This window comes from Microbacterium sp. E-13, from assembly GCF_049912955.1.
Classification (GTDB): domain Bacteria; phylum Actinomycetota; class Actinomycetes; order Actinomycetales; family Microbacteriaceae; genus Microbacterium.
Genome location: NZ_CP183973.1, coordinates 568,015 through 590,656 on the forward strand (window position 1 = coordinate 568,015; position 22,642 = coordinate 590,656).

The window sequence follows — 22,642 nt, forward strand, 5'->3', positions numbered from 1 at the left end:
TGCCGCGGGCCTCTGCCCGCGGCATCCGTTCTGTCTGAGCAGCCTGGCGTCAGAGCGTCGCCTGCAGCGGGTCGAAGTCCGCGGGGAGCGCGCCGACCTCGCCGAGCGTGCTCTCGACGGTGACGTAGGTGCGCGAGGTCGCGGCCTCCTCGATCGACAGCAGCGTGTCGAGCACGTGGTAGCCGAACTCTCCGGTGGCGATGTGGGGACGGCCGTCGCGAATCGACCGCGCCATGTCGAGCAGGCCGAGCCCGCGGCCGGTGACCACGCCCTCCTGCGGCACCTGAACGACCTCCTGGTCGGCCACCGATGCGTCGCTGAGCGGCCGGACGATCGAGATCTCGCCGCCGAACGTGTTCGGGTCGGGGATCACGATCGTGCCCTCGGTGCCGCTGATCTCGACGATGCCGTGACGCTTGAGCGGCGAGTCGGTGCTGTACAGGCTCTGCGCCTGACCGCCCTGCTCGAAGTCCATCAGCACCGACAGCGTCGACGGGATCTCGACCGGGAACTCCTGACCGGCGAGCTCCCCGGACTTCACGGTGCGGGTCGGCACGCCCTGGAGCCCCAGCGCTGCGACCGACGCGACCGGGCCGAACACGTGCAGGAGCGTCGAGACGTAGTAGGGGCCCATGTCGAGGAGCGGACCGGCGCCCTTGGCGTACAGGAACGCGGGGTTGGGGTGCCAGAGCTCGGGACCCTGCCACTGGAACGTCGTCGTCGCGAACAGCGGGCGTCCGATGTCGCCGCGCGCGATCGCGCGCTTCGCCGTCTGCACACCCGGGCCGAGCACGGTGTCGGGGGCGACGCCGACGCGCAGGCCCGCGGCATCCGCCGTCTGGAGCAGTCGCTGCGACTCCTCGCGGTCGATGCCGATCGGCTTCTCGGTCCAGACGTGCTTGCCGGCGGCGATGATCGCCTCGGACACCTCGACGTGCACCGCGGGGATGGTGAGGTTCACGACGATGTCGACATCGGGGTCGTTCAGCACGACGTCCACGCCGCCGGCGCGCGGCACGCCGTACTTCTCCGCCTGCGCCTTCGCGCGCTCTTCGAGCACGTCGCCGATCGCGAGCACCCGCACGTCGGGGAACGTCGTCAGATTCGTCAGGTACTGGTCGCTGATGTTGCCGGCGCCGATGATGCCGACGCCGACCGCTCCGCTGGACGCCGCCATCAGCCGGCCACCTTCGCGCCGAGCGTCTCGTCGAGGTAGCCGCGGCTCTGCTCGACGGCGTCGAAGAGGTCGCCCGGGAAGTGGTCGAACTCGACGATGGCCACCTCGAGGGCGGATGCGGCGGCGATGGCCTCCCGGAGCGGAACGACCCCCTGACCGGCCGGGACCTGGTCGGCCGGTGGGTAGGCGGCGACAGCCTCGGGGTCGAGCGTGCCGTCCTTCACGTGCAACGCCACGACGCGGTCGCCGAGGGTGCGCAGCAGTGCGGGCGAGTCGACGCCGGCGCGGGCGACCCAGTACAGGTCGACTTCGAGAACGACACGCGGGTCGAGCAGGTCGGCCAGCACCTCGAGTCCGGTCTTGCCGTCGAAGGTCGCCTCGAGCTCGTGGGCGTGGTTGTGGTAGCCGACGCGGATGCCGCGCCCCGCGCCGATCTCGGCGGCGGCGTTGAGCTGCTGGGCGATGTCGGCGATGTGCTCCCGGCTCTGCCAGAGGGCGGGGTCCGTATACGGCTCGATGACGGTCGTCATGCCCAGGAGGTCGGCGGCGTCGAAGACCGCCTCGGGCGCGGGAACCGGACGCGTGGTCGTCGTGCCGTCGGGGTTCACGAACGACGTCGACGCCAGGAAGGCGTGACCGGTCGGGGCGGCGATGCCGGCTGCCTTCAGAGCGGCGGCGAGGGGCTCGGCGCGCCGGACGAAGTCGTAGGGCTCGACCGCGGTGAAGCCGCGTGCGGCGAGCTCGGCGAGGGTGCCCTCGAGGTCGGCCTCGAGCGCGTCCTTGACGGTGAACAGCTGGATGGATGTCTGGACCGGCATCGGTCGCGCTCCTTCGTTGTCTGTTCCGACAGGTGTCGGGGGTGATCTCGACGCGCGGGGTCGCCGTCGACGCGATTACGCTACCACCAAAACCTCCAGATGGAGGTTTTGGTGCGGATAGCATGGACGCATGCCAGACGGGGAGCGCCAGCCGGCCGTGCGCGGGTCGTACGCCAAGGGCGTCGCCCGTCGGCAGGAGATCCTCGATCGTGCCATCGAGGTCTTCGCGCGGCGCGGCTCGGACCGCACCAGTCTGCGCGCGATCGCCGAGGAGGTCGGGGTCACGCACGCGGCGCTCACGCACTACTTCGGGTCGCTCGAGGAGCTGCTCGTCGAGGTGTATCGCGAGTCCGAGCGTCGGGGCGGCGACGGGGTTCCCGTTCCCCTCGACGTCACGCCCACCGAGCTGGTGCGCCGGTGGAGCGACGCGAACCACGAGGTGCAGGGGCTCGTGCAGCTATACTCGACGCTCGTGGCGTCGGCGCTCGAGGAGGGGCATCCGGCCGCCCGCCGGTTCGCCACCGAGCGGTTCGCGCGGGTGCGCTCGGAGATCGCCGAGCGCGTGCGGCACAACCAGAGCGCGGGTCGCATCCGGGCCGACGTCGACCCCGTGGCCGTCGCCGCACTGGTGGTCGCCGCATCCGACGGTCTTCAGACGCAGTGGCTGCTCGACGCCGACGCGCCGCAGGACGCCGCGCTGAGCCTGCTCGACCAGCTCCTCAGCAATCCGGCCGCCGGCCGCCCGTCGGCCTGAGTGGGGGACGGATGCCTCGCAGGAGCGCCGGCCGCCGGTTCGTGGCGGAGCTGAACCACGCCGTCACGAGCCTCTTCCGGCTGTCGCCCGCGCCGGCTCCGCGCTGGCCGATCGGCCTGCGTGCCGCCATCGCCATGGCGGCGCCGATCGCGGTGATGACGCTGCTCGGCCGACCCGACCTCGGCTTCCAGGCGGCGACCGGCGCGTTCGTCGCGCTGTACGGCACGCACCTGCCGGTGGTCGAGCGCGTGCGCGTCGTGCCGTTCATGGCGGGCGGGCTGCTCGTCGCGGCGGTCCTCGGCGCCCTCGCCGGCCCGTCGCAGGTGGCGACTCTCATCGGGCTGGCCGTCGTTGCGATCGGTGGCGCAGCGGCGATGTTCGGCTTCGCGCTCGGCCCGCCCGGACCGCTCTTTCCGGTGCTCCTCTACGGACTGTCGGCGCACATCGTGGCGTCGGGGGCGGATGCCGCCACCTATGTCACCGCGGTGGCCTGCGGCATCCTGTTCGCGGCGCTCGTGTCGCTGGCGCCGCTGGTGCTGCCGAGCAGACGCCGGGTCGCCGCCCGGCCACTCCGCGAGGTGCTGCCGGGTCCCGCGTTCGGCGCGGGTGAGCGCCTGCTCGTGCTCCGCGTCGCGATCGTGACGGTCGTGGGCATCGCGCTGGCGCTCTTGCTGGACCCCGACCGGGCCTACTGGATCGTCGGCGCCGCCGTCGCGGTGGTGGGCGTCGTGGCCGACCGCCGGGCCGCGTTCAGCCGGGGTCTGCACCGGATGATCGGCACCATCCTCGGCGCGGGCGTCTACCTCCTGCTCGCGCCCCTGCCCGTCGACGCGCTCTGGCTCGCTCTCCTGCTCGCCGTGCTGCAGTTCACGATCGAGCTCGTCGTGGTGCGCAACTACGCGCTGGCCCTCGTGTTCATCACGCCGCTCGTGCTGCTGCTCACCGGCGCCGCCACCGGCGACGTCGACTCGGTGGCCGTCGCGACCGAGCGCGTGGTGGACACGCTCGCCGGGGCTGCGCTCGGCGCGCTGAGCGGAGTGCTCCACCCCCGCGAGGACTCCGAAGGTGCTCTGGCGAAGCGGGCGTGATGCCTCGGATGACGTTCGGCGCTCGATCCGGGTGCGGCGCGGGGCCGCGTGGGGGGGGGCTGGGCTGGTGCGCGGCTGGGGCGCGCCCGGTGCGCGGCTGGGGCGCGGCCGGTGCGCGGCTGGTCGCGGTTCGTGCGGGCTGGTGCGCGGACATGCTCTCATCCGGGCGATGAACTTCCGGTTCACACGGCTCAGACGGCGGTGTGGCGACCCGCAAGTCGCCGCACTCGACGTCCCGAGGCTGTGTGAACCGGAAGTTCATCGGCCTTTTCGGTGCATGTCCGCCGGCGGGAAGGGCACCTGTCGAGCACCCTTCCTCCACAGGCGTTTCAACTCAGCGTCGCGAGGAGAGTTGTGCACAGCAGGCCGACGTCGCCGGCAGCCGTGTCGGGGGCATGAGGCAGGGTGGAACGCGTGACAGCGACGACCGTGACCCGCACCGAAGCCCTCGAGGTGCTGCGCGCGCTCGTCGGGCGCGACGACGCCGACTTCCACGATGGGCAGTTCGAGGCGATCGAGGCGCTCGTCGACGACCGCCGACGTGCGCTCGTCGTACAGCGCACCGGCTGGGGAAAGTCGGCGGTCTACTTCGTCGCCACCCTGCTGCTGCGCCGGCGGGGTGCAGGGCCGACCGTGCTCGTCTCGCCGCTGCTGGCCCTCATGCGCGATCAGATCGCGGCGGCCGCGCGCGCCGGAGTGCGCGCGGTCAAGATCGACTCGACGAATGCGCACGAATGGACAGACGTGCTCGCGCGACTCGAACGCGACGAGGTCGACGTGCTGCTGGTATCGCCCGAGCGGCTCAACAACCCGTCGTTCCGCGACGAGCAGCTCCCCCAGCTGGTCGCCCGCATCGGGCTTCTGGTCGTCGACGAGGCGCACTGCATCAGCGACTGGGGTCATGACTTCCGCCCCGACTACCGGCGCCTGCGCGATCTCATCGCCCGCATGCCGGAAGGAGTGCCCGTGCTCGCCACGACCGCCACCGCCAACAGCCGGGTGGTGGCCGACGTCGCCGAGCAGCTCGACGCCGGAACTGCCGAAGCGGATGTCGCGTCGCCGGGTGTGCTGACCATCCGCGGGCCGCTCGCCCGCGCCTCGCTGCGACTCGGCGTGCTGCGCCTGCCCGACTCGCCCAGTCGGCTCGCCTGGCTCATCAGTCACCTCGGCGACCTCCCCGGCTCGGGCATCATCTACGCGCTCACGGTCGCGGCGGCGAACGACACGGCGCGGCTGCTGCGCGAGCGGGGCTACGAGGTGCGCGCCTACACCGGTCAGACCGATGCCGACGAGCGCGAGGAGTCCGAGGCGCTGCTCAAGAACAACCAGGTGAAAGCGCTCGTGGCGACCAGCGCCCTCGGCATGGGGTTCGACAAGCCCGACCTCGGCTTCGTCGTGCATCTGGGCGCGCCGTCGTCGCCCGTGTCGTACTACCAGCAGGTGGGTCGCGCCGGCCGGGCCACCGCGTCGGCCGACGTGCTGCTCCTGCCCGGCACAGAAGACCGCGAGATCTGGCACTACTTCGCCACCGCGTCGATGCCCGATCGCGAGCGGGCGGAGCGGGTTCTCGGCGCGCTGTCGGCTGCGGCCGGACCCCTGTCGACGCCGGCGCTCGAGGCGGTGGTCGACATCCGGCGCACCCCGCTCGAGCTGCTGCTGAAGGTGCTCGACGTCGACGGCGCCGTGGAGCGCGTGCGCGGCGGCTGGATCGCGACCGGCCAGCCATGGGTGTACGACGAAGAACGCTACCGCCGCATCGCCGCCGAGCGCGTCGCCGAGCAGCAGCACATGATCGAGTACGAAGAGACGGCGGGCTGCCGCATGGAGTTCCTGCAGCACGCGCTCGACGACCCCACCGCCGCCGCCTGCGGGCGATGCGACAACTGCGCCGGGCCGTGGTTCGCGACCGAGATCAGCGCCGGAGCGACGGATGCTGCGACCGCCGCCCTCGACAGGGTCGGGGTGCCGATCGAACCGCGGCGCCAGTGGCCCACGGGCGCCGATCGGCTCGGCGTGCCGGTCAGAGGACGCATCCCCACGGACGAGCAGGCCACTGAGGGTCGCGCGCTCGCGCGCCTGACCGACCTGGGCTGGGGCGGCGCCCTGCGGAATCTGTTCGCCGCCGGAGGAGCCGATGCCCCGGTGCCCGAGAACATCCTCGGCGCGTGCGTGCGCGTGCTGGCCGAGTGGGACTGGACGGAGCGCCCGGTCGCGGTCGTCGCGATGCCCTCGCGGGCAAAACCGCAGCTCGTCGACTCCCTCGCCCGCGGAATCGCCGGAATCGGGCGCCTGCCGTTCCTCGGCTCGCTCGACCTCGTAGACGGCGGACCCACCGGTCAGCCCGGCGGCAACAGCGCGTTCCGCCTCGCCGGCGTCTGGAACCGGTTCTCAGCTGAGGGCATCGACATCCCCGCCGGGCCGATCCTCCTCGTGGACGACCGGGTCGACAGCGGCTGGACGCTCACCGTCGCCGCCCGCGAGCTGCGCCGCGCGGGCGCCACGGCGGTGCTCCCGTTCGCCCTCGCCCTCCGCGGCTGACGCCCTCACCCTCCGCGGCTGACGCCCTCGCCCTCCGCGGCTGACGCGCTGGGCGCAGCATCCGTCGTCCAGCTCTCCCGATGACCTCGTGTGACGTACCGTGTCGCCGTGTCGCGGCATGTGTCGTCACAACGTTTCAACGCCCCCGCGCGCGGGCGAGCATGACACCATGCCTTCCCCACTCATCTCCCCGGCCGAGCTCGCCGACCTGATCAGAGGCGGCACCCCGCCGAGGATCCTCGACGTGCGCTGGCGGCTCGACCAGCCCGAAGGGCGTCCGGCATACCTCGAGGGGCACCTGCCCGGCGCGGTGTACGTCGACCTCGACCATGAGCTGGCCCGTCGAGGCGATCCGCGGGAGGGGCGGCATCCGCTTCCCCCGCGCGAGCAGCTGCAGGCAGCGGCGCGCAGGTGGGGCATCCGCAACGGCGACACCGTCGTGGCGTACGACGACGTGCACTCGGTCGCCGCCGCACGTGCCTGGTGGGTGCTGACGCGATCAGGCCTGACCGACGTGCGCGTGCTCGACGGCGGACTGAGGGGGTGGCTGGCGGAACGGCTTCCACTCGACACCGGCGACGTGCTGCCCCGGCCCCCCGGCGACGTGGTGCTCGACGAGATCACCGAGGGCGTCGCCGACATCGACGGGGTCGAGGAGTGGCCCGACCATGGACTTCTGCTCGACGTGAGGGCGCCGGAGCGATACCGCGGCGACGCGGAGCCGCTCGATCCGATCGGCGGGCACATCCCGGGTGCGGTGAACCTTCCGACGACCGTGCATCTCACGGCCGGGAGGTTCCGCCCGGCCGACGAGATCCGGGCCGCGTTCGCCGCGGCGGGCGTGCGGGACGGCGTCTCGGTCGCCGCTTACTGCGGGTCCGGCATCGCCGCGACGCACACAGCGCTGGCCGGCGCGCTCGCCGGCATCGACGTCGTCGTCTACCCGGGCTCGTGGAGCCAGTGGTCGCGCACGCGCGGCCGGCTCGCCGCCGTCGGCCCGGCCCCGTCGCTGGACGTCATCCCGGTGTGAAGGGTGGCGTCGGACGAGTCGGACGCCGCGGCCCGCCGCCGCCATCGCTCGACGCCGTCCCTCGCTTCCGTCTAGACTTGCGTCCGTGTTGACCTGTCGGTGTTGTCGCCCCTGCTGTTGAAGCCGTCGCTTCACGCAGACTCCCGCGACCCCGACCACGACCCGCGCAGCCGCGCGGCAACACACCAGGACACATCGTGCGTTACGCCCAGAGCGTGGCCGACCTCGTCGGCGACACCCCCCTCGTCCAGCTGACCCGCGTCACCGACGGCATCGCCGCCACGGTGCTCGCCAAGGTCGAGTACTTCAATCCCGGCGGCTCGGCGAAGGACCGCATCGCCCGCCTCATCATCGACGCCGCCGAGCGTGACGGGCAGCTGCTGCCCGGCGGCACGATCGTGGAGCCGACCAGCGGCAACACCGGCGTCGGCCTCGCGCTCGTGGCCATCCAGCGCGGCTATCGCATGATCTTCGTCGTGCCCGACAAGTTCGACGGGCCGAAGGTCGACGTGCTGCGGGCCTACGGGGCGGAAGTCGTGGTGACCGAGACGAGCGTGCCACCGGAGGACCCCCGCTCGTACTACAGCGTCGCGGACCGGCTCGTCGGCGAGATCCCGGGCGCGTTCAAGCCGAACCAGTTCGCGAACCCGAACGGCCCTCTGAGCCATTACGAGACGACGGGTCCGGAGATCTGGCGCGACACCAACGGCCGGGTGACCCACTTCGTCGCCGGCATCGGCACCGGCGGCACCATCACGGGCACCGGGCGCTACCTCCACGAGGTCTCGAACGGCGCCGTGCGTGTGGTCGGCGCCGATCCCGAGGGGTCGATCTACTCCGGCGGGCCGATCCACGGCTACCTCGTCGAAGGGGTCGGCGAGGACTTCTGGCCGGCGAGCTACGACCCGGCGGTGCCCGACGAGATCCACCGCATCCCGGACGCCGAATCGTTCGCGATGACGCGCCGGCTCGCACGCGAGGAGGGCCTGCTGGTGGGCGGATCGAGCGGCATGGCGGTCGTCGCCGCCCTGCGCACGGCGCGCGATCTGCCCTCCGACGCCGTCGTCGTGGTGCTGCTCCCCGACCACGGGCGCGGATACCTCAACAGGTTCTACGACGACGACTGGATGCGCGCCCACGGCCTCGACGTCCCGTCTTCCCCGGTCGTCGAGCGAGCGGAGCGAGACGAAACGAACCCCACTGAAGGAGCACCTGCATGACCGACGCCACGAGCGACCGCGGATTCGAGACCCGGGCGGTGCACGCCGGGCAGGCGTTCGATCCGACCACGGGAGCCGTGATCCCGCCGGTGCACTTCTCGACGACGTACGCGCAGGACGGGATCGGCGGGCTGCGCCAGGGCTACGAGTACGGCCGCAGCGGCAACCCGACCCGGACCGCGCTCGAGACGCAGCTCGCGGCGCTCGAGGGCGGAGCTCACGCGCTCTCGTTCGCCTCGGGGCTCGCCGCGGAGGACGCGCTCCTGCGTGCTGCGCTGAAGCCGGGCGACGAGGTGCTGCTCGGCAACGACGTCTACGGCGGCACGTATCGCCTCATCGCCCGGGTGCTGAGCGGGTGGGGCATCGGGGTTCGCGTGGTCGACATGAGCGACCTCGGCGCCGTGCGCGCGGCGCTCGAGGAGCGGCACGCACGCGTTCTGTGGGTCGAGACGCCGAGCAACCCGCTGCTGCGCATCACCGATATCGCGGGGCTGGCCCGCCTCGGGCACGACGCCGGTGCGCTGGTCGTGGTCGACAACACGTTCGCCTCGCCGGCGCTGCAGCAGCCGCTCGCGCTCGGTGCCGACGTCGTCGTGCACTCGACCACGAAGTACCTCGGCGGCCACTCCGACGTGGTCGGCGGCGCGCTGGTGCTCAACGACGACGCGCTCCACGCGCAGCTGAAGTTCCTGCAGTTCGCGGTCGGCGCCGTGTCGGGCCCGCTGGACGCGTGGCTGACCACGCGCGGCATCAAGACCCTGGCACTCCGCATGCAGCGCCACAGCGAGAACGCGCAGGCCGTCGCCGGGTTCCTCGACGCACACGACCGCGTCGCGCGGGTCTACTACCCGGGTCTCGCCTCGCACCCCGGTCACGAGCTCGCGGCGACGCAGATGAGCGGCTTCGGCGGGATCGTGTCGGTCGCGTTGACGGATGCCGCGGCCGCACGTCGCTTCGCCGAGTCGACACGGCTGTTCCAGCTGGCGGAGTCGCTCGGCGGCGTCGAGTCGCTGATGAACTACCCCGACGAGATGACGCATGCCTCGGTGCGCGGCACCGAACTGGCTGTTCCGCCGGAGGTCGTGCGCCTCTCGGTCGGCATCGAGTCCGCCGCCGACCTCATCGCCGACCTCGACGACGCTCTCGCTCGGCTCTGACGCTCTCGCTCGGCTCTGACGCCCTCGCGCCCCTTTCCACTTCTGCTCGCCTGACGCATTGTGTCGTCGTGGGGAGCGCTCTGTGACAGGCGAGCAGTGCGAGGGGCGGGCCGGACCCGGGCGGGAGCGGAGTCATAGGCTCGAAGGCATGACCGCGCGCTCCAGCATCCGTCCGTCCGTCCTGGCGCAGCCGCTGCGCATCGGGGCGGTCACGGTGCCGAACCGCATCATGCAGACGGCGCACTCGAAGCAGTACTCCGATCGCGTCGAGTCCGACCGGGAGACCGCATACTACGTGCGCCGTGCGCGCGGCGGCTGCGGGCTCTTCGTCGCCGGCAACCATTTCGTGCATCCGACCGGGTCGATCCGAGGCTTCGAGGACGCCTATCGCGCGGAGGGGGTCGCCGCCTCGAGGCGGATGACGGATGCCGTCCACGAGGCGGGCTCGAAGGTCTTCGTACAGCTCAACCACCACGGTGCGCAGGCGCAGCCCGACGGACCCGACGGCCCGCGCTCGGTCTACGCGCCCTCGCGGCTCATCTCGCCGTCGACCGGGCACGCGACGCGCGAGATGGACCACGCCGACATCGCGGCGTTCGTCGAGGGCTGGGCACTGTCGGCCGAGCACGCGCGGGACGGCGGGTTCGACGGCGTCGAGATCCACATGGCCCACGGATACCTGCTGCACCAGTTCCTCTCGCCGCTGTACAACGCGCGCACCGACGCCTACGGCGGAGACCTCGAGGGCCGCACGCGCTTCCCGCGCGAGGTGCTCCGCGCGGTGCGGGCGCGCGTCGGCGACGACTTCACCGTCGGCATCCGCATCGTCGCGAACGAGTTCCACCCCGACGGCATCGACGGCGCCGGCATGCGCGAGCTCATCGCGCGACTCCGCGTCGAGGCGCGCATCGACTTCCTCGACCTCGCGGCCGGCGGCTATCACAACGTGCACTACGTCTTCCCGTCGTCGCCCATGCCGTACGCGTGGCTGCGCGACGACGTCGCGGAGGTCAAGGCCGCGAATCCCGACGTGCCGGTGTTCGGCGTCGGCGCGGCGCTCTCGGTCGAGGAGGCCGGAGAGGTGGTGGCCTCCGGCATCGCCGACATGGTCGCCCTCACCCGTGCGCAGATCGCCGACCCCGATCTGGGACGCAAGCTGCTGGGACGGGATCCCGTCGACGCGCGGGAGCGCGGCATCCGTCACTGCATCCGCCTGAATCAGGGATGCCTCGGCCGCGGCAGCCGCGGACTGGCCATGTCGTGCACGGTCAACCCCCTCGCGGGCCGCGAGCTGGAGCGGGGCGAGCGCCCGCGCACGGACAGCCCGCAGCGGTGGATCGTCGTCGGCGGCGGACCGGCGGGCATGCGCGCCGCCGTCGAGCTGGCGACGGACGGACACGCGGTGACGCTGCTGGAGCGGTCGGGCGAACTCGGCGGGCAGCTGCGACTGGCCCGCCGGGTGCCGGGACGGGAGAGCGTGGGCCTGCTCGTCGACGACCTCGTACGCGACCTCGCCGCCGCGGGTGTCGAGGTGCGCCTCGGAGTCGAGGCGACGGCGCAGTCGCTCCGCGCCGGGCGGGCCGACGGGATCGTCGTCGCCACCGGGGCGGTGGCCCCCGCCACGACATCGCTCGCGCTCGGCGGCGCGTACGCGGGCGGCTTCCCCGCGGAGGGGACGACCGACGCCTTCACCGCGGTGGCGCCCGTGGCCGCGGCGCCGCTCGGACGCCGGATCGCCGTCGTCGACACCGACGGCACCGCGTACGCCGCCGGCGTCGTGCTGACCCTGCTCGAGCGCGTCGACGAGCTCGAACTCATCACGCCGTTCGAGACCGTGTTCCCCCACATCGGCGCCGGGTACGACCGGCCGCTCCTCCTCGAGCGTCTGGGCGCGCACGGCGGCTTCCGCCGTCGCGCCGGGCATCGCGTGGACGGCCTGGATCCCGCCACCCTCACCGTCCGCGACGCCGTGACGGGGGTCGCCGAGACGATCCGGGACATCGACGCCGTCGTGGCGATCGAGCCGCGCGCGTCGGTCGGGCTGCCCGGTCTCGAGAACGCCGGTTCATCGACGGCGGCCGCGGGCGCAGCATCCGCCGCATCCCGCATCGTCGTGATCGGCGATGCCTTCGCACCGCGCACGATCGACGCCGCCGTCTTCGAGGCCGTCGAGCTCGCGTACGACGTGGCGGGCCTGGCGACCCTCCGCGGCTGACGCCCGCCCGGGCGGGCAGGGGCGGTGGCGACGCTACTGGAAGCTCGGGCTGCCGCTCGTGCTGTTCTTCCTGGCCGTGGCGGTCTTCTACGTTCCGCTGGTCTGGCCCTTCTGAGCCGGCCGCCGCTCGCCGATAGGCTTGACCCGTGCCGAGCACCGCATCCCCCCGTGCGAATCCCCGCCATAACCGAGGCCCCGCCGCCGCGGCCGACAATCGTCGCGCCCTCATCGCGGCGGCCCGCGAGGTCTATGCCGAAGGCGGCTTGGCCGCGCCCTTCAGCGCCGTCGCGAAGCGCGCGGGCGTCGGCCAGGGCAGCCTCTACCGCCACTTCCCCGACCGCACCGCGCTCGCGGTGGCCGTGTTCGAAGACAACGTGCGCGAGCTCGAGGAGTACACCTCCGGCTCCGACCGCACGATCGACGATCTGCTGGACCGGGTCGTCGATCAGGCGATGGTGTCGACGGCGTTCATCGAGCTGGTGACCGCCGACCTCTCGGATGCGCGGGTCGCCCTGATGGGCGAGCGGTTCCGCGATCTCGTCGATCGGCTGGTCGCTCGCGACCGGGCGGCGGGGCGGGTCGGCCGGCACATCGAGACCGACGACGTGACACTGGCGACCGGGATGCTGGCGACCGAGCTGGCGCGCGCCGATCCCGCCGTGCGACCCGACGTCGCGCGGCGCGCCCGCGCGCTCTTCTCGGCTGCATTCGCCCCCCGCTGACGCGCATTATGCTCCTGCCATGGGCAGGTTCATTTACGACACGAATGCCAACGCGGTCGACATCGACGACCGCACGCTGGCGCATCTCCGCATCGTGATGATGAACAAGCTGCGCCGCGCCGAGCCGTTCATGTTCGACGTCGAGGTCGGCGACGGCAGCGGGCGCCGCAGCTTCTGGATCCATCCGTCGGTGCCGATCCAGTTCCACTTCTTCGGCAGCCGCCAGCCGCGGATCAACCGGACCTGGGTGGAGGAGCTGATGCTCGCGGCGAGCGGGCCGGCCGGGCTGTCGATCCTCCCGGAGCCCTCCGAGGAGGAACCGCCGCAGGAGGCGTGACCTAGGAAGGGTTCTCGCGGGGAGTCACGTCCTGGCCCGCCACGGTCAGGCGGTCGACATCGAGGCTCTCGACCTCCACGGTGCCCAGAGACACATCCCGTGAGCCTCCGTCGCCGGCACCGGACCCGCCGCCGGGCAGGTCCACCGGGCCGGTGTCGAAATGCTCCGCGACGAGCAGGATCCCACCCGTCGAGCTCGCCGAGTTGGCCAGATCCTCGATCCAGGCGCGACTCAGCTCCGCCGGCTCGGGGTCGTCGAAGACGAAGCGCAACGGGATCGACGGATGCAGCCAGATCGTGCTGCGCCCCCGAGGCTGCTCGTCGGGATGCCGCCACGACACCGTGAAGCTCTCACCGCGGCGCAGCTTGGTCGCGATGACGACCTTCAGATGGGCGAGCGCGCGGTCCTCGATATGGATCGGCATCGCGCTGCCGCCGTAGTAGATGGTGCCCACGCGCCCACCATAGCGCCGGACGCCGCCGGTGTGCGGGTCAGAGTCGGGTCCACGCCTCCGTCAGCACGCTGCGGAGGATCTGCTCGATCTCGTCGAACTCCGACGGGCCGATGGTGAGCGGCGGCGCGAGCTGGATGACGGGGTCGCCACGGTCGTCGGCACGGCAGTAGAGCCCGGCGTCGAACAGCGCCTTGGAGAGGAAGCCGCGCAGCAGGCGCTCCGACTCGTCGTCGTCGAAGGTCTCCTTCGTCGCCTTGTCCTTGACCAGCTCGATGCCGAAGAAGTATCCGTCGCCGCGGACGTCGCCCACGATGGGGAGGTCCATGAGCTTCGCGAGGCTCGCGCGGAACAGGGGCGAGTTCTCGCGCACCCGCTCGTTGAGCCCCTCCTCCTCGAAGATGTCGAGGTTCTCCATCGCCACCGCCGCCGAGACGGGGTGCCCGCCGAACGTGTACCCGTGATAGAACGCGGTGTCGCCGTGGGCGAACGGCTCGTAGATGCGGTCCGACACGACGGTGCCGCCCAGCGGCGAGTAGCCGCTCGTGACCGCCTTGGCGAACGTGATCATGTCCGGCTGGTAGCCGTAGGCGTCGCACGCGAACATGTGACCGATGCGGCCGAACGCGCAGATCACCTCGTCCGAGACCAGGAGCACGTCGTACTTGTCGCAGATCTCACGCACGCGCTGGAAGTAGCCGGGAGGCGGGGGGAAGCATCCGCCGGCGTTCTGCACCGGCTCGAGGAAGACGGCTGCGACGGTGTCGGGGCCCTCGAACTGGATCATCTCCTCGATGCGGTCGGCGGCCCACACCCCGAACTCCTCCAGACTCGAGGTCGGTGCCCCCATGTCGGAGGCACGGTAGAAGTTCGTGTTCGGCACCCGGAAGCCCCCGGGGGTGAGCGGCTCGAACATCGCCTTCATCGCGGGGATGCCGGTGATCGCGAGCGCGCCCTGGGGGGTGCCGTGGTAGGCGACCGCGCGCGAGATCACCTTGTGCTTCGTGGGCTTGCCCTGGAGCTTCCAGTAGTACTTCGCCAGCTTGAACGCCGTCTCGACCGCCTCGCCGCCGCCGGTGGAGAAGAACACCTTGTTCAAGTCGCCGGGCGCGTAGTGCGCGATGCGGTCGGCGAGCTCGATGGCGGCCGGGTGCGCGTACGACCAGATGGGGAAGAAGGCCAGCTCCTCGGCCTGCTTCGCCGCGACCTGGGCGAGGCGGCGGCGGCCGTGACCCGCGGCGACCACGAAGAGACCGGCGAGTCCGTCGATGTACCGCTTGCCCTGCGAGTCCCAGATGTGGTGGCCCTCGCCCTTGACGATGATCGGCACGCCGGGGCCTTCCGTCATGACGGACTGGCGGGCGAAGTGCATCCAGAGGTGGTCTTTGGCCATCTGCTGGAGCTCGGCGTCGCTGCGGGGCGGTCGCTGGGTAACGGACTGCGCGGTGGTGGACATGGGAAGCCTTCCGTCATGACGTGCTCTCACGCTACTCGCGTGCCCCCGCCGCGGGGATGCGACGGTTCGTCCGGTTCGGATGCCGCGGACACCGGACCGTCCGGATGCCGCGCGTCGCAGCATCCGATCCTCCGCCGCTCACCTGTCACGATGTGCCGGCGGCGACGGCACATCGTGACAGGTGAGCAGAGCGAGCGACTCCGGGGCGGATCAGGTGGATCAGGTGGATCCGCGCGCGATGAGGCGGGTGGGAAGGACGATGGGCGTTGGCGGGAGCGGCGCGCCGGCCGCGGCGCCGGCCAGCGCCGTGACGGCCGCCGCGGCCATCTCGCGGATCGGCTGGTGCACGGTGGTCATCGGAGGTGTCAGCCACCGCGCGCCGCGCAGATCGTCGAAGCCCACCACGAGCACCTCATCGGGGATGCGGCGGCCCGTCGCGGCCGCGGCGGCGTAGACGCCCGCGGCCATCTCGTCGGAGCACGCGAACACCCCGAGCCGCTCGCCGGGTCGAAGGCCGCGCAGAAGAGGGACCGCAGCCTCGCGCGCGCCCGCCGCCCCCCAGTCTGCCTGCAGGGCGACGAGGTCGGCGCCCGGCGTCGCGAGGCGCAGGGTCTCGCGGAAGCCCGTGTTGCGCGCGCGCCCGTAGCGGTACGGAGGTGAGCCCAGCACGATCGCGAACCGGGTGGCACCGCGCTCCACCAGGTGCTGGGCCGCTGCCGCTCCGCCCTCCCGATCGGTCGTGCGGACGCTGGTGAGGCCGCGGGAGGTCTCGGCCCGGGGGTCCATCAGGACGACCGGGATGCCGGCATCCGTCAACGCGGCGAGCTGCGCGGCCGTGGGCGAGATCAGTCCCAGCACGACGCCGGCCGAGCCCCGTCGCCGGACGCGCAGAGGCCAGTCGTCGTCGGGGCTGTCGCGCTCCTCGGCGAGCACGAGGTCGTAGCCCGCCGCCGCAGCCGCGCTGCGCGCACCCGCCGTCACCTCGTCGGAGTACGCCGTGTGGTAACGGCCGAGCACGAGGTCGACCAGTCGCGCCGACCCGGGCGGGCGCCCGCCCACGGCAGGATCTCGCGCGTAGCCGAGGGCGAGTGCCGAAGCCAGCACGCGCCGGCGCGTGCCGGCGGCCAGGTCGCCTCGGCCCGAGAGCGCGCGGGAGGCCGTGCCGACGCTGACACCGGCGTCGGCGGCGACGGCGGCGAGGGTCACGCGTTCGGGCATGGGACCAGTTTTGCGCAACATCCTGGACCGCCGCGACCGGCGATGGCATCGTCGTGCCCGGAAGAAGGGACCACCGCATGACCCGCACCGCCCTCGTCGTCCGCGGCGGATGGGACGGCCACCATCCGATCGAGGCGACCGACCTCTTCGTGCCGTTCCTCCGCGAGAGCGGTTTCGATGTGACCATCGAGAGCGATCCGCAGGTCTACGCCGACGCCGATCGCATGGCGGCCACCGACCTCGTGCTGCAATCCGTCACGATGTCGGAGGCGTCGCAGGAGGCGATCCGCGGGCTCCGCGACGCCGTGGCCGCCGGAACCGGCCTCGCCGGCTGGCACGGCGGGATCGCCGACTCGTTCCGCGCGAGCTCCGACTACCTCCAGCTCGTCGGCGGCCAGTTCGCGACCCACCCCTCGAAGCACCCCGACGAGGTGCACGGCGACCAGACCGACAACTACCTCGACTACACCGTCGAGATCACCGACCTCGGGCGCACGCACCCCATCACGGCCGGCATCTCCGACTTCTCGCTGACGACCGAGCAGTACTGGGTGCTGCACGACGACCTCATCGACGTGCTGGCCACGACCACGCACCCCGTGCAGCCGTACCACCCGTGGCACCGGCCGATCCTGTCGCCGGCCGTCTGGACGCGCGACTGGGGTCAGGGCCGCGTGTTCGTCGCGACGCCGGGGCACAGCCCCGACGTGCTGCAGGACGCCAACGTCCGCACGATCATCGAGCGGGGGCTGCTATGGGCGGCTCGATGACGCGCGGCACGATGACGCGCGGCGCGGTGACGCCCGGCACGGTGATCGACATCGGGATCGTCGGCCTCGGGTTCATCTCCCGGCAGTACCTCGACACGCTGCTGAGCGCGGAGAGCGTGCGCATCGCCGCCGTGGCCGACCTCGACGCGTCTCGCGCGCAGGCCGCCGCCGCCGAGATCCCCGGCTGCCGGGCGCTGACGACCGGCGAGCTGCTCGCCGACCCCGGCATCGGCACCGTGCTCAACCTCACGATCCCCGCCGCCCACGCCGAGGTCGCGCTCGCCGCCATCGCGCACGGGAAAGACGTCTTCGGAGAGAAGCCGCTGGCGGCGACCCTCGCCGACGCGCAGCGGATGACGGATGCCGCGGCCGCCGCCGGCGTCCGGCTCGGCGGTGCGCCCGACACGGTGCTCGGCACCGGCGTGCAGACCGCGCGGGCCGCGATCGACGACGGACGCATCGGGCGACCGGTGTCGGCCTCGGCCATGTGGATCTCGGCGGGCCACGAGTCGTGGCATCCGCATCCCGACTTCTACTATCGCGAAGGCGGCGGGCCGCTCCTCGACATGGGGCCCTACTACGTCACGTCCCTCGTGCAGCTGCTCGGCCCGGTGACGCACGTGTCGGGCGCCGGTTCGCGTTCCCGTGACGAGCGCGTGATCGGCTCGGGTCCACGGGCGGGGGAGCGCGTCGCGGTCGAGGTCGACACGCATCTCACCGGCATCCTGCACCACGCGTCGGGCGCGCTCTCCACCGTGACGATGAGCTTCGACGGGGTGCAGTCGACGACGGCGCCCATCGAAGTGCACGGCGTCGAGGGTTCGCTGATCGTTCCGGACCCCAACTACTTCGAGGGCGAGGTGCGGCTGCACGAGCGAGGCGGCTCGTGGGAGACGCTCGAGCCCTCGGCGGGCTATGTCGGCTCGGGACGCGGCATCGGACTGCTCGACTTCGTCGCCGGTGAGGGGCGCGCGAGCGGTGCCATGGCGCTGCACGCGCTGGAGATCATGACCGCGCTCGCCGCTTCGGCCGCCTCGGGCCGGCGGGAGGCGCTGTCGACCACCGTCGACCGCCCGTCGCTCGTTCCCCTGACGCCGGCTGCCACCTGGCGGGGCGCCGTCGGCGCGTCTGCCTGAGGCCCGCGCGGCGGGGCGCCGGCCGGCCGGCGCACGCGTTCGGGTTCCCTTCCGCAGGTCGACCGGGCTTCTGCAGGACGAGAACCCGCCGGATCGTCCTGTGGAACGCCGGTTGACCTGTCGAGGGGCGCGGCGGGGTGCGGGTCCACGCGGGAGGCGCCGTGGCTCGGGCTCGGCCCCTGCGGGCGCCGGCCCATTCGCGTCAACAGGTCGACCGGGCTTCTGCAGGACGAGAACCCGCCGGATCGTCCTGTGGAACGCCGGTTGACCTGTCGAGGGGCGCGGCGGGATCGGGGCCCGGGCGGCCCGACGCGCCAGGATCCCGGGATGCGATCGCATCCCGGGATCCTCGTCGCGAGGGTTGCCTCAGCGCTGCTGACCGGCGAGAACCGACACCTCCGCCGTCGCCAGCCGAGGACTGTCGGCCGTCACGGCGTGCACGCCGCCGGTGAGCTCGATGCGCGCCTCGGTCTCGCGCGTCGCGCAGGAGGGGCCGACCCACAGCTCGACGGCGCCGGGCTCCACGATGCGGCGCCCGTGGCGTCCCGTGAAGGCCAGCCGTGAGGTCGGCACCGTGAAGGCGATCGTGGCCGACTCGCCGGGCTCGAGAGACACGCGCTGATACGCCACGAGTTGTGCGACCGGGCGCGTCACCGAGGCCACGACGTCCCGGGCGTACAGCTGCACCACATCGGTGCCGCGTCGGTCGCCGGTGTTGGTCACGCGCACGGTGGCCGTGAGCGTTCCGTCGGTCGCGGCATCCGCTGCGAGGAGGTCCTCGCGGGCGAACGTCGTGTACGTCAGCCCGTGGCCGAAGGGGAGCGCAGGTGTGTTGTCGGCACTCGTGATCTCGGTGGGGCCGCCCAGGACGGGGTGCAGATAGGTGTACGGCTGCGCTCCCGCCGAGCGAGGGAGCGAGACGGGCAGGCGGCCGGACGGCTCCGCCGCGCCGGAGATCACCCGCGCGATGGCGGGTCCTCCCTCCTCCCCGGGGAAGAACGCCTGAATGACCGCGCTCGCCGCCGACGGCCCGCTGAGCATCCAGCCGATCGCATACGGCCGGCCCGACACGACCACGACGACCGTCGGCGTGCCGGTGGCGACGACCGCCTCGACGAGGCGGCGCTGTGCGCCGGGCAGCTCGAGGTCGTCGACGTCGTTGCCCTCGCCGACCGTGCCGCGGCCGAAGAGGCCCGCGCGATCGCCGACGACGACCACCGCGACCTCGGCGCCCGCGGCCGCTTCGACCGCGGCGGCGATCCCCGTGGTGTCGGGATCCTCGACATCGCAGCCGCGCTCGACGACCAGGGCCGAGCGGGGGAACTCCGCGCGCAGCGCCTCGGCGATCGTCGGGATCTCGAAGCCCAGCGGAACTCCCGGGTGGTGCGCGAGCACGTGGTTCGCGAACGAGTAGCAGCCCATCAGCGACTCCGCCGCATCGGCGTTCGGTCCCAGCACCGCGATCGCGCGCGGCGCGTCGAGGGGCAGCATCCCGTCATTCCGGAGGAGCACGAGGGATTCCTCGGCAGCCCGCCGGGCGAGCGCGCGCAGCGGCGGCCCATCGAGGGCGACGGCAGCCGGCGGTGAGGCGAAGTCCTCGTCGAGGAGCCCGAGGTCCTCCTTCTGGGCGAGTACCCTCAGCACGGCCCTGTCGACGGCCGCGACCTCCTCGGGGTGGGTCTCGAGCCGCTCGCGCAGAGGAGCCACGAAGGCGTCGCCGGTCGGCAGCTCGACGTCGATGCCGGCCTGGAGGGCCAGCGAGGCCGCCTCGCCGAGGTCGGCGGCGACCCCGTGCAGCGCGTGCAGGAAGGCGACCGAGAAGTAGTCGGCCACGACGGTGCCGTCGAACCCCCACTCGTCGCGCAGCACGCCCGTCAGCAGGTCGGGATCCGAGGCGACCGGCACGCCGTCGATCTCGGCATACGAGTTCATGATCGAACGCACGCCGCCGTCGCGGACCGCCATCTCGAAGGGCGGAAGCACGACGTCCTGCAACCGGCGGCGCCCCATGTGCACCGGGGCGTGGTTGCGGCCCGCCTGCGAGGCGGAGTACCCGGCGAAGTGCTTGAGCGTCGCATGCACGCCGGATGACTGCAGCCCGCGCACGTAGGCGGTGCCGATGGTGCCGACGACGTACGGATCCTCGGAGATGCACTCGTCGACGCGCCCCCAGCGCGGGTCCGTGACGACGTCCAGCACCGGCGCGAGGCCCTGGTGGATGCCGAGCTCGGCCATCGAGCGACCGATGGCGGCACCCAGCTCCTCGGTCAGCTCCGGGTCGAAGGCCGCGCCCCACGCGAGCGGGGTGGGGAAGGTCGCCGCCTTCCACGCGGCGAGCCCGGTGAGGCACTCCTCGTGCACGATGGCGGGGATGCCCAGGCGGGTCTCCTCGCGCAGGCGCCGCTGCTCGGTCCACAGCCATGCGGCGCGCTCCGCCGGGTCGACCGGGCGCGTGCCGTACACGCGCGTCAGGTGCCCGATGCCGTGCACGGTGGCGTCCTCGTAACGGGTGGAGGTCGCCATCTCGCCGGCCATCGGCGCCACGACCTCGTCTCCCTGGTCGACCCAGTAGCCCACGAGTTGCGCGAGCTTCTCGTCGAGCGTCATCTGCGCGTGCAGCTTCTGCACCCGCTCCGAGACGGCGGGCAGGTTGTTGTCGCTCATCCCTTGACCGCCCCCGTGAGGCCACCGACGATGCGGCGCTCGAAGAGGCTGAAGAACGCCAGCGCGGGGATCATCGACAGCGACGTGAACGCGAGCACCTTCGCCGTGTCGACGGAGTACTGCGACGAGAACGCCTGCACGCCCAGGGGCAGTGTGAAGTTCGCGTTGTCGTTGAGGAGGAAGAGCGGCAGGAGGTAGCTGTTCCAGCTGCCGATGAACGCGAGGATGCCGACCGTGATGACTCCGGGGACGGCCAGGGGAAGCACCATCCGCCAGAAGAAGCCCAGACGGCTGCAGCCGTCGATGAAGGCGGCCTCCTCGATCTCATCGGGGATCGCACGCAGGAACGGCACGAGGATGATGATCGTCGTCGGCAGGGCGAACGCGATCTGGGGCAGGATGACGCCGCCGAGGGAGTTGATGAGCCCCATGTCGCGCACGACGATGTAGAGGGGCGTGATGGCGACGGTGATCGGGAACATGAGCCCGGCGGCGAACAGCGCGTACAGGGCGCCTCGGCCGCGGAACCGGTATCGCGCGAGCACGTAGCTCGCCATGAGGCCCAGCGCGATCACGCCCGCCGTCGTGGCGATGGCGACGATGGTGGAGTTGAGCACCTGCCGCCAGAACACCCCGCCGGTCAGCACCTCGAGGTAGTTCTTCCACACCCACGGGTCGGGGAGGCCGCCGGGGTCCGTGGTGATCTGGGAGTTCGAGCGGAATCCGCCGAGGATGATGTACACGACGGGCCCGAGCATCAGCGCGATGACCACGAGCGCGACGAACCAGACGGCGGGCGTCGCGCGTCGCATGCGCTGGCGTCGTGGCGGAGGAAACTCCAGGGTCGCCAGTGCGGCGGCGGAGGTCATTCGGCGTTCCTTTCGGTGAGCGCGCCGGCGGTGTCGCGGCGCAGCACGAAGCGCTGGTAGATGAGGGCGACGACGAGGGAGATGAGGAAGATGACGACCGCGACCGCGTTGCCGTAGCCGAAGTTGCCGGCGTTGCGGCCGTTGGCCACCATGTAGGTCGCCATCGTGGAGGTGCCCGCGACCGGAGCGACGTACTGGCCCCAGATGATGTAGACGAGGTCGAAGAGCTGAAGTGCGCCGATGATCGACAGGAACGCCCAGATGCGCAGGGTCGGCCCGAGCAGGGGGATCGTGATGCGCCGCTGCATCTGCCAGTAGGTCGCGCCGTCGATGGCGGCCGCCTCGTAGAGCTCGTCGGGGATGCCCTGGAGTCCCGCCAGGAACAGGATGACGGCGAAGCCGACGTACTTCCAGGTGAGGATCGCGACGAGGGTCCAGATCGCGATGTTCGGATCGGAGAGCCAGTCGTGGGCCAGGCCCGACAGCCCCCACTTCTCCAGCACGCCGTTCAGGCCGCCGTTGGTCGCCAGCAGCAGGCTGAAGCCGGTGCCGACGACGACCTCCGCGATCACGTAGGGCACGAAGATGAGCACGCGGATGACGGACTGCCCGCGCATCTTGCGGTTGAGCAGCAGCGCCAGCAGCAGGGCGACGGGTCCCTGGATGAGGATCGACGTCACGACGATGAACGCGTTGTGACCGAGTGCCTCCTGGAAATCGGGATCGGTCAGGATCGTGACGTAGTTCTTCAGGCCGATGAAGTCGGTCGCCGGTCCATATCCGTGCCAGTTGAAGAAGCCGTAGTACGCCGCCAAGATCACGGGGAAGATGACGAACCCGATGAAGAAGAGCATCGCCGGCCCGGCCAGGATCGCTATCTCCAGACGGCCCTTCCATCCGATTCCTCGGGGTCGGCGGCGCTGCGACGCCGAGGGCGGCGGTGTGACGCCGCCGCCCCCGGAACGCTGCGCGAGATCCGTCTCCGGGCGATCGTCCGTCTTCGGGGTCTCGCTTGTGTGCAT

At 71.9% G+C, this 22,642-nt stretch carries 18 protein-coding genes and 1 pseudogene; 11 read left to right on the forward strand and 8 right to left on the reverse strand.

The genetic code is table 11. The annotated features are described in order from the left end of the window. Nucleotides 1-49: 49 nt before the first annotated feature. The gene (locus ACN9MP_RS02635; protein ID WP_426323696.1) at nucleotides 50-1,177 is read right to left on the reverse strand and encodes a Gfo/Idh/MocA family protein; all 1,128 of its coding nucleotides are present in this window, start codon (nucleotides 1,175-1,177) and stop codon (nucleotides 50-52) included. Next, the gene (locus tag ACN9MP_RS02640; protein ID WP_426323698.1) at nucleotides 1,177-1,995 is read right to left on the reverse strand and encodes a sugar phosphate isomerase/epimerase family protein; all 819 of its coding nucleotides are present in this window, start codon (nucleotides 1,993-1,995) and stop codon (nucleotides 1,177-1,179) included. The genes ACN9MP_RS02635 and ACN9MP_RS02640 overlap by 1 nt, the downstream gene beginning before the upstream one ends. A 130-nt stretch (nucleotides 1,996-2,125) precedes the next feature. Here ACN9MP_RS02640 and ACN9MP_RS02645 point away from each other — a divergent pair, with 130 nt between their 5' ends. From ACN9MP_RS02645 to ACN9MP_RS02685, 9 genes are all read left to right on the forward strand, one after another. Next, complete coding sequence (locus ACN9MP_RS02645) at nucleotides 2,126-2,749, forward strand: TetR/AcrR family transcriptional regulator (RefSeq protein WP_426323700.1); 624 nt, start codon at nucleotides 2,126-2,128, stop codon at nucleotides 2,747-2,749. Nucleotides 2,750-2,760: 11 nt separating this feature from the next. After that, entirely contained in the window at nucleotides 2,761-3,837 is a 1,077-nt protein-coding gene (locus ACN9MP_RS02650) for an FUSC family protein (RefSeq protein WP_426323701.1), read from the forward strand. Between the two features lie 414 nt (nucleotides 3,838-4,251). Continuing rightward, nucleotides 4,252-6,375 carry a DEAD/DEAH box helicase gene (locus ACN9MP_RS02655; RefSeq protein ID WP_426323703.1) on the forward strand — a complete coding sequence of 708 codons (2,124 nt, stop codon included), beginning with the start codon at nucleotides 4,252-4,254 and terminating at the stop codon, nucleotides 6,373-6,375. A gap of 169 nt (nucleotides 6,376-6,544) precedes the next feature. Further along, the gene (locus ACN9MP_RS02660) at nucleotides 6,545-7,405 is read left to right on the forward strand and encodes a sulfurtransferase (protein ID WP_426323704.1); all 861 of its coding nucleotides are present in this window, start codon (nucleotides 6,545-6,547) and stop codon (nucleotides 7,403-7,405) included. Nucleotides 7,406-7,620: 215 nt separating this feature from the next. Further along, nucleotides 7,621-8,625 (forward strand): pyridoxal-phosphate dependent enzyme, encoded by a 1,005-nt coding sequence (locus ACN9MP_RS02665; protein WP_426323706.1) that lies wholly within the window; start codon nucleotides 7,621-7,623, stop codon nucleotides 8,623-8,625. Beyond that, nucleotides 8,622-9,782 (forward strand): cystathionine gamma-synthase, encoded by a 1,161-nt coding sequence (locus tag ACN9MP_RS02670; RefSeq protein ID WP_426323707.1) that lies wholly within the window; start codon nucleotides 8,622-8,624, stop codon nucleotides 9,780-9,782. Before ACN9MP_RS02665 ends, ACN9MP_RS02670 begins: the two co-directional genes overlap by 4 nt. Nucleotides 9,783-9,930: 148 nt before the next feature. Continuing rightward, on the forward strand, nucleotides 9,931-11,997 hold the full coding sequence (locus tag ACN9MP_RS02675) for an FAD-dependent oxidoreductase (protein WP_426323709.1): 2,067 nt from the start codon (nucleotides 9,931-9,933) through the stop codon (nucleotides 11,995-11,997). 146 nt (nucleotides 11,998-12,143) lie between these two features. Continuing rightward, nucleotides 12,144-12,719, forward strand: a complete 576-nt coding sequence (locus tag ACN9MP_RS02680) for a TetR family transcriptional regulator (protein ID WP_426323711.1) — start codon at nucleotides 12,144-12,146, stop codon at nucleotides 12,717-12,719. Nucleotides 12,720-12,738: 19 nt separating this feature from the next. Then, nucleotides 12,739-13,056, forward strand: coding sequence for an ATP-dependent DNA ligase (locus tag ACN9MP_RS02685; RefSeq protein WP_426323713.1), 318 nt, complete (start codon nucleotides 12,739-12,741; stop codon nucleotides 13,054-13,056). A gap of 151 nt (nucleotides 13,057-13,207) precedes the next feature. Here ACN9MP_RS02685 and ACN9MP_RS02690 read toward each other — a convergent pair. The 3 genes and pseudogenes from ACN9MP_RS02690 to ACN9MP_RS02700 form a co-directional block, all read right to left on the reverse strand. Next, nucleotides 13,208-13,510: pseudogene (locus tag ACN9MP_RS02690) on the reverse strand (hypothetical protein); the annotation flags it as partial. 37 nt (nucleotides 13,511-13,547) lie between these two features. Next, nucleotides 13,548-14,963: an aspartate aminotransferase family protein gene (locus ACN9MP_RS02695; RefSeq protein ID WP_426323715.1), complete on the reverse strand. Its 1,416-nt coding sequence runs from the start codon at nucleotides 14,961-14,963 to the stop codon at nucleotides 13,548-13,550. A 219-nt stretch (nucleotides 14,964-15,182) separates the two neighbouring features. Continuing rightward, the gene (locus tag ACN9MP_RS02700) at nucleotides 15,183-16,181 is read right to left on the reverse strand and encodes a LacI family DNA-binding transcriptional regulator (protein ID WP_426323717.1); all 999 of its coding nucleotides are present in this window, start codon (nucleotides 16,179-16,181) and stop codon (nucleotides 15,183-15,185) included. A 77-nt stretch (nucleotides 16,182-16,258) separates the two neighbouring features. Here ACN9MP_RS02700 and ACN9MP_RS02705 point away from each other — a divergent pair, with 77 nt between their 5' ends. Further along, entirely contained in the window at nucleotides 16,259-16,951 is a 693-nt protein-coding gene (locus tag ACN9MP_RS02705) for a ThuA domain-containing protein (protein WP_426323719.1), read from the forward strand. Further along, a complete protein-coding gene (locus tag ACN9MP_RS02710; protein ID WP_426323721.1) occupies nucleotides 16,948-18,087 on the forward strand; it encodes a Gfo/Idh/MocA family protein in 1,140 nt (379 codons plus the stop codon). Before ACN9MP_RS02705 ends, ACN9MP_RS02710 begins: the two co-directional genes overlap by 4 nt. A 366-nt stretch (nucleotides 18,088-18,453) precedes the next feature. Here the strand turns inward: ACN9MP_RS02710 and ACN9MP_RS02715 are convergent, their stop codons facing one another. From ACN9MP_RS02715 to ACN9MP_RS02725, 3 genes are read right to left on the reverse strand one after another with little or no spacing between them, the layout of a single operon-like run. Beyond that, nucleotides 18,454-20,751, reverse strand: coding sequence for a beta-glucosidase (locus tag ACN9MP_RS02715; protein ID WP_426323723.1), 2,298 nt, complete (start codon nucleotides 20,749-20,751; stop codon nucleotides 18,454-18,456). Next, nucleotides 20,748-21,620 (reverse strand): carbohydrate ABC transporter permease, encoded by an 873-nt coding sequence (locus ACN9MP_RS02720; protein WP_426323724.1) that lies wholly within the window; start codon nucleotides 21,618-21,620, stop codon nucleotides 20,748-20,750. The genes ACN9MP_RS02715 and ACN9MP_RS02720 overlap by 4 nt, the downstream gene beginning before the upstream one ends. Beyond that, nucleotides 21,617-22,642, reverse strand: a complete 1,026-nt coding sequence (locus tag ACN9MP_RS02725; protein WP_426323726.1) for a carbohydrate ABC transporter permease — start codon at nucleotides 22,640-22,642, stop codon at nucleotides 21,617-21,619. Before ACN9MP_RS02725 ends, ACN9MP_RS02720 begins: the two co-directional genes overlap by 4 nt.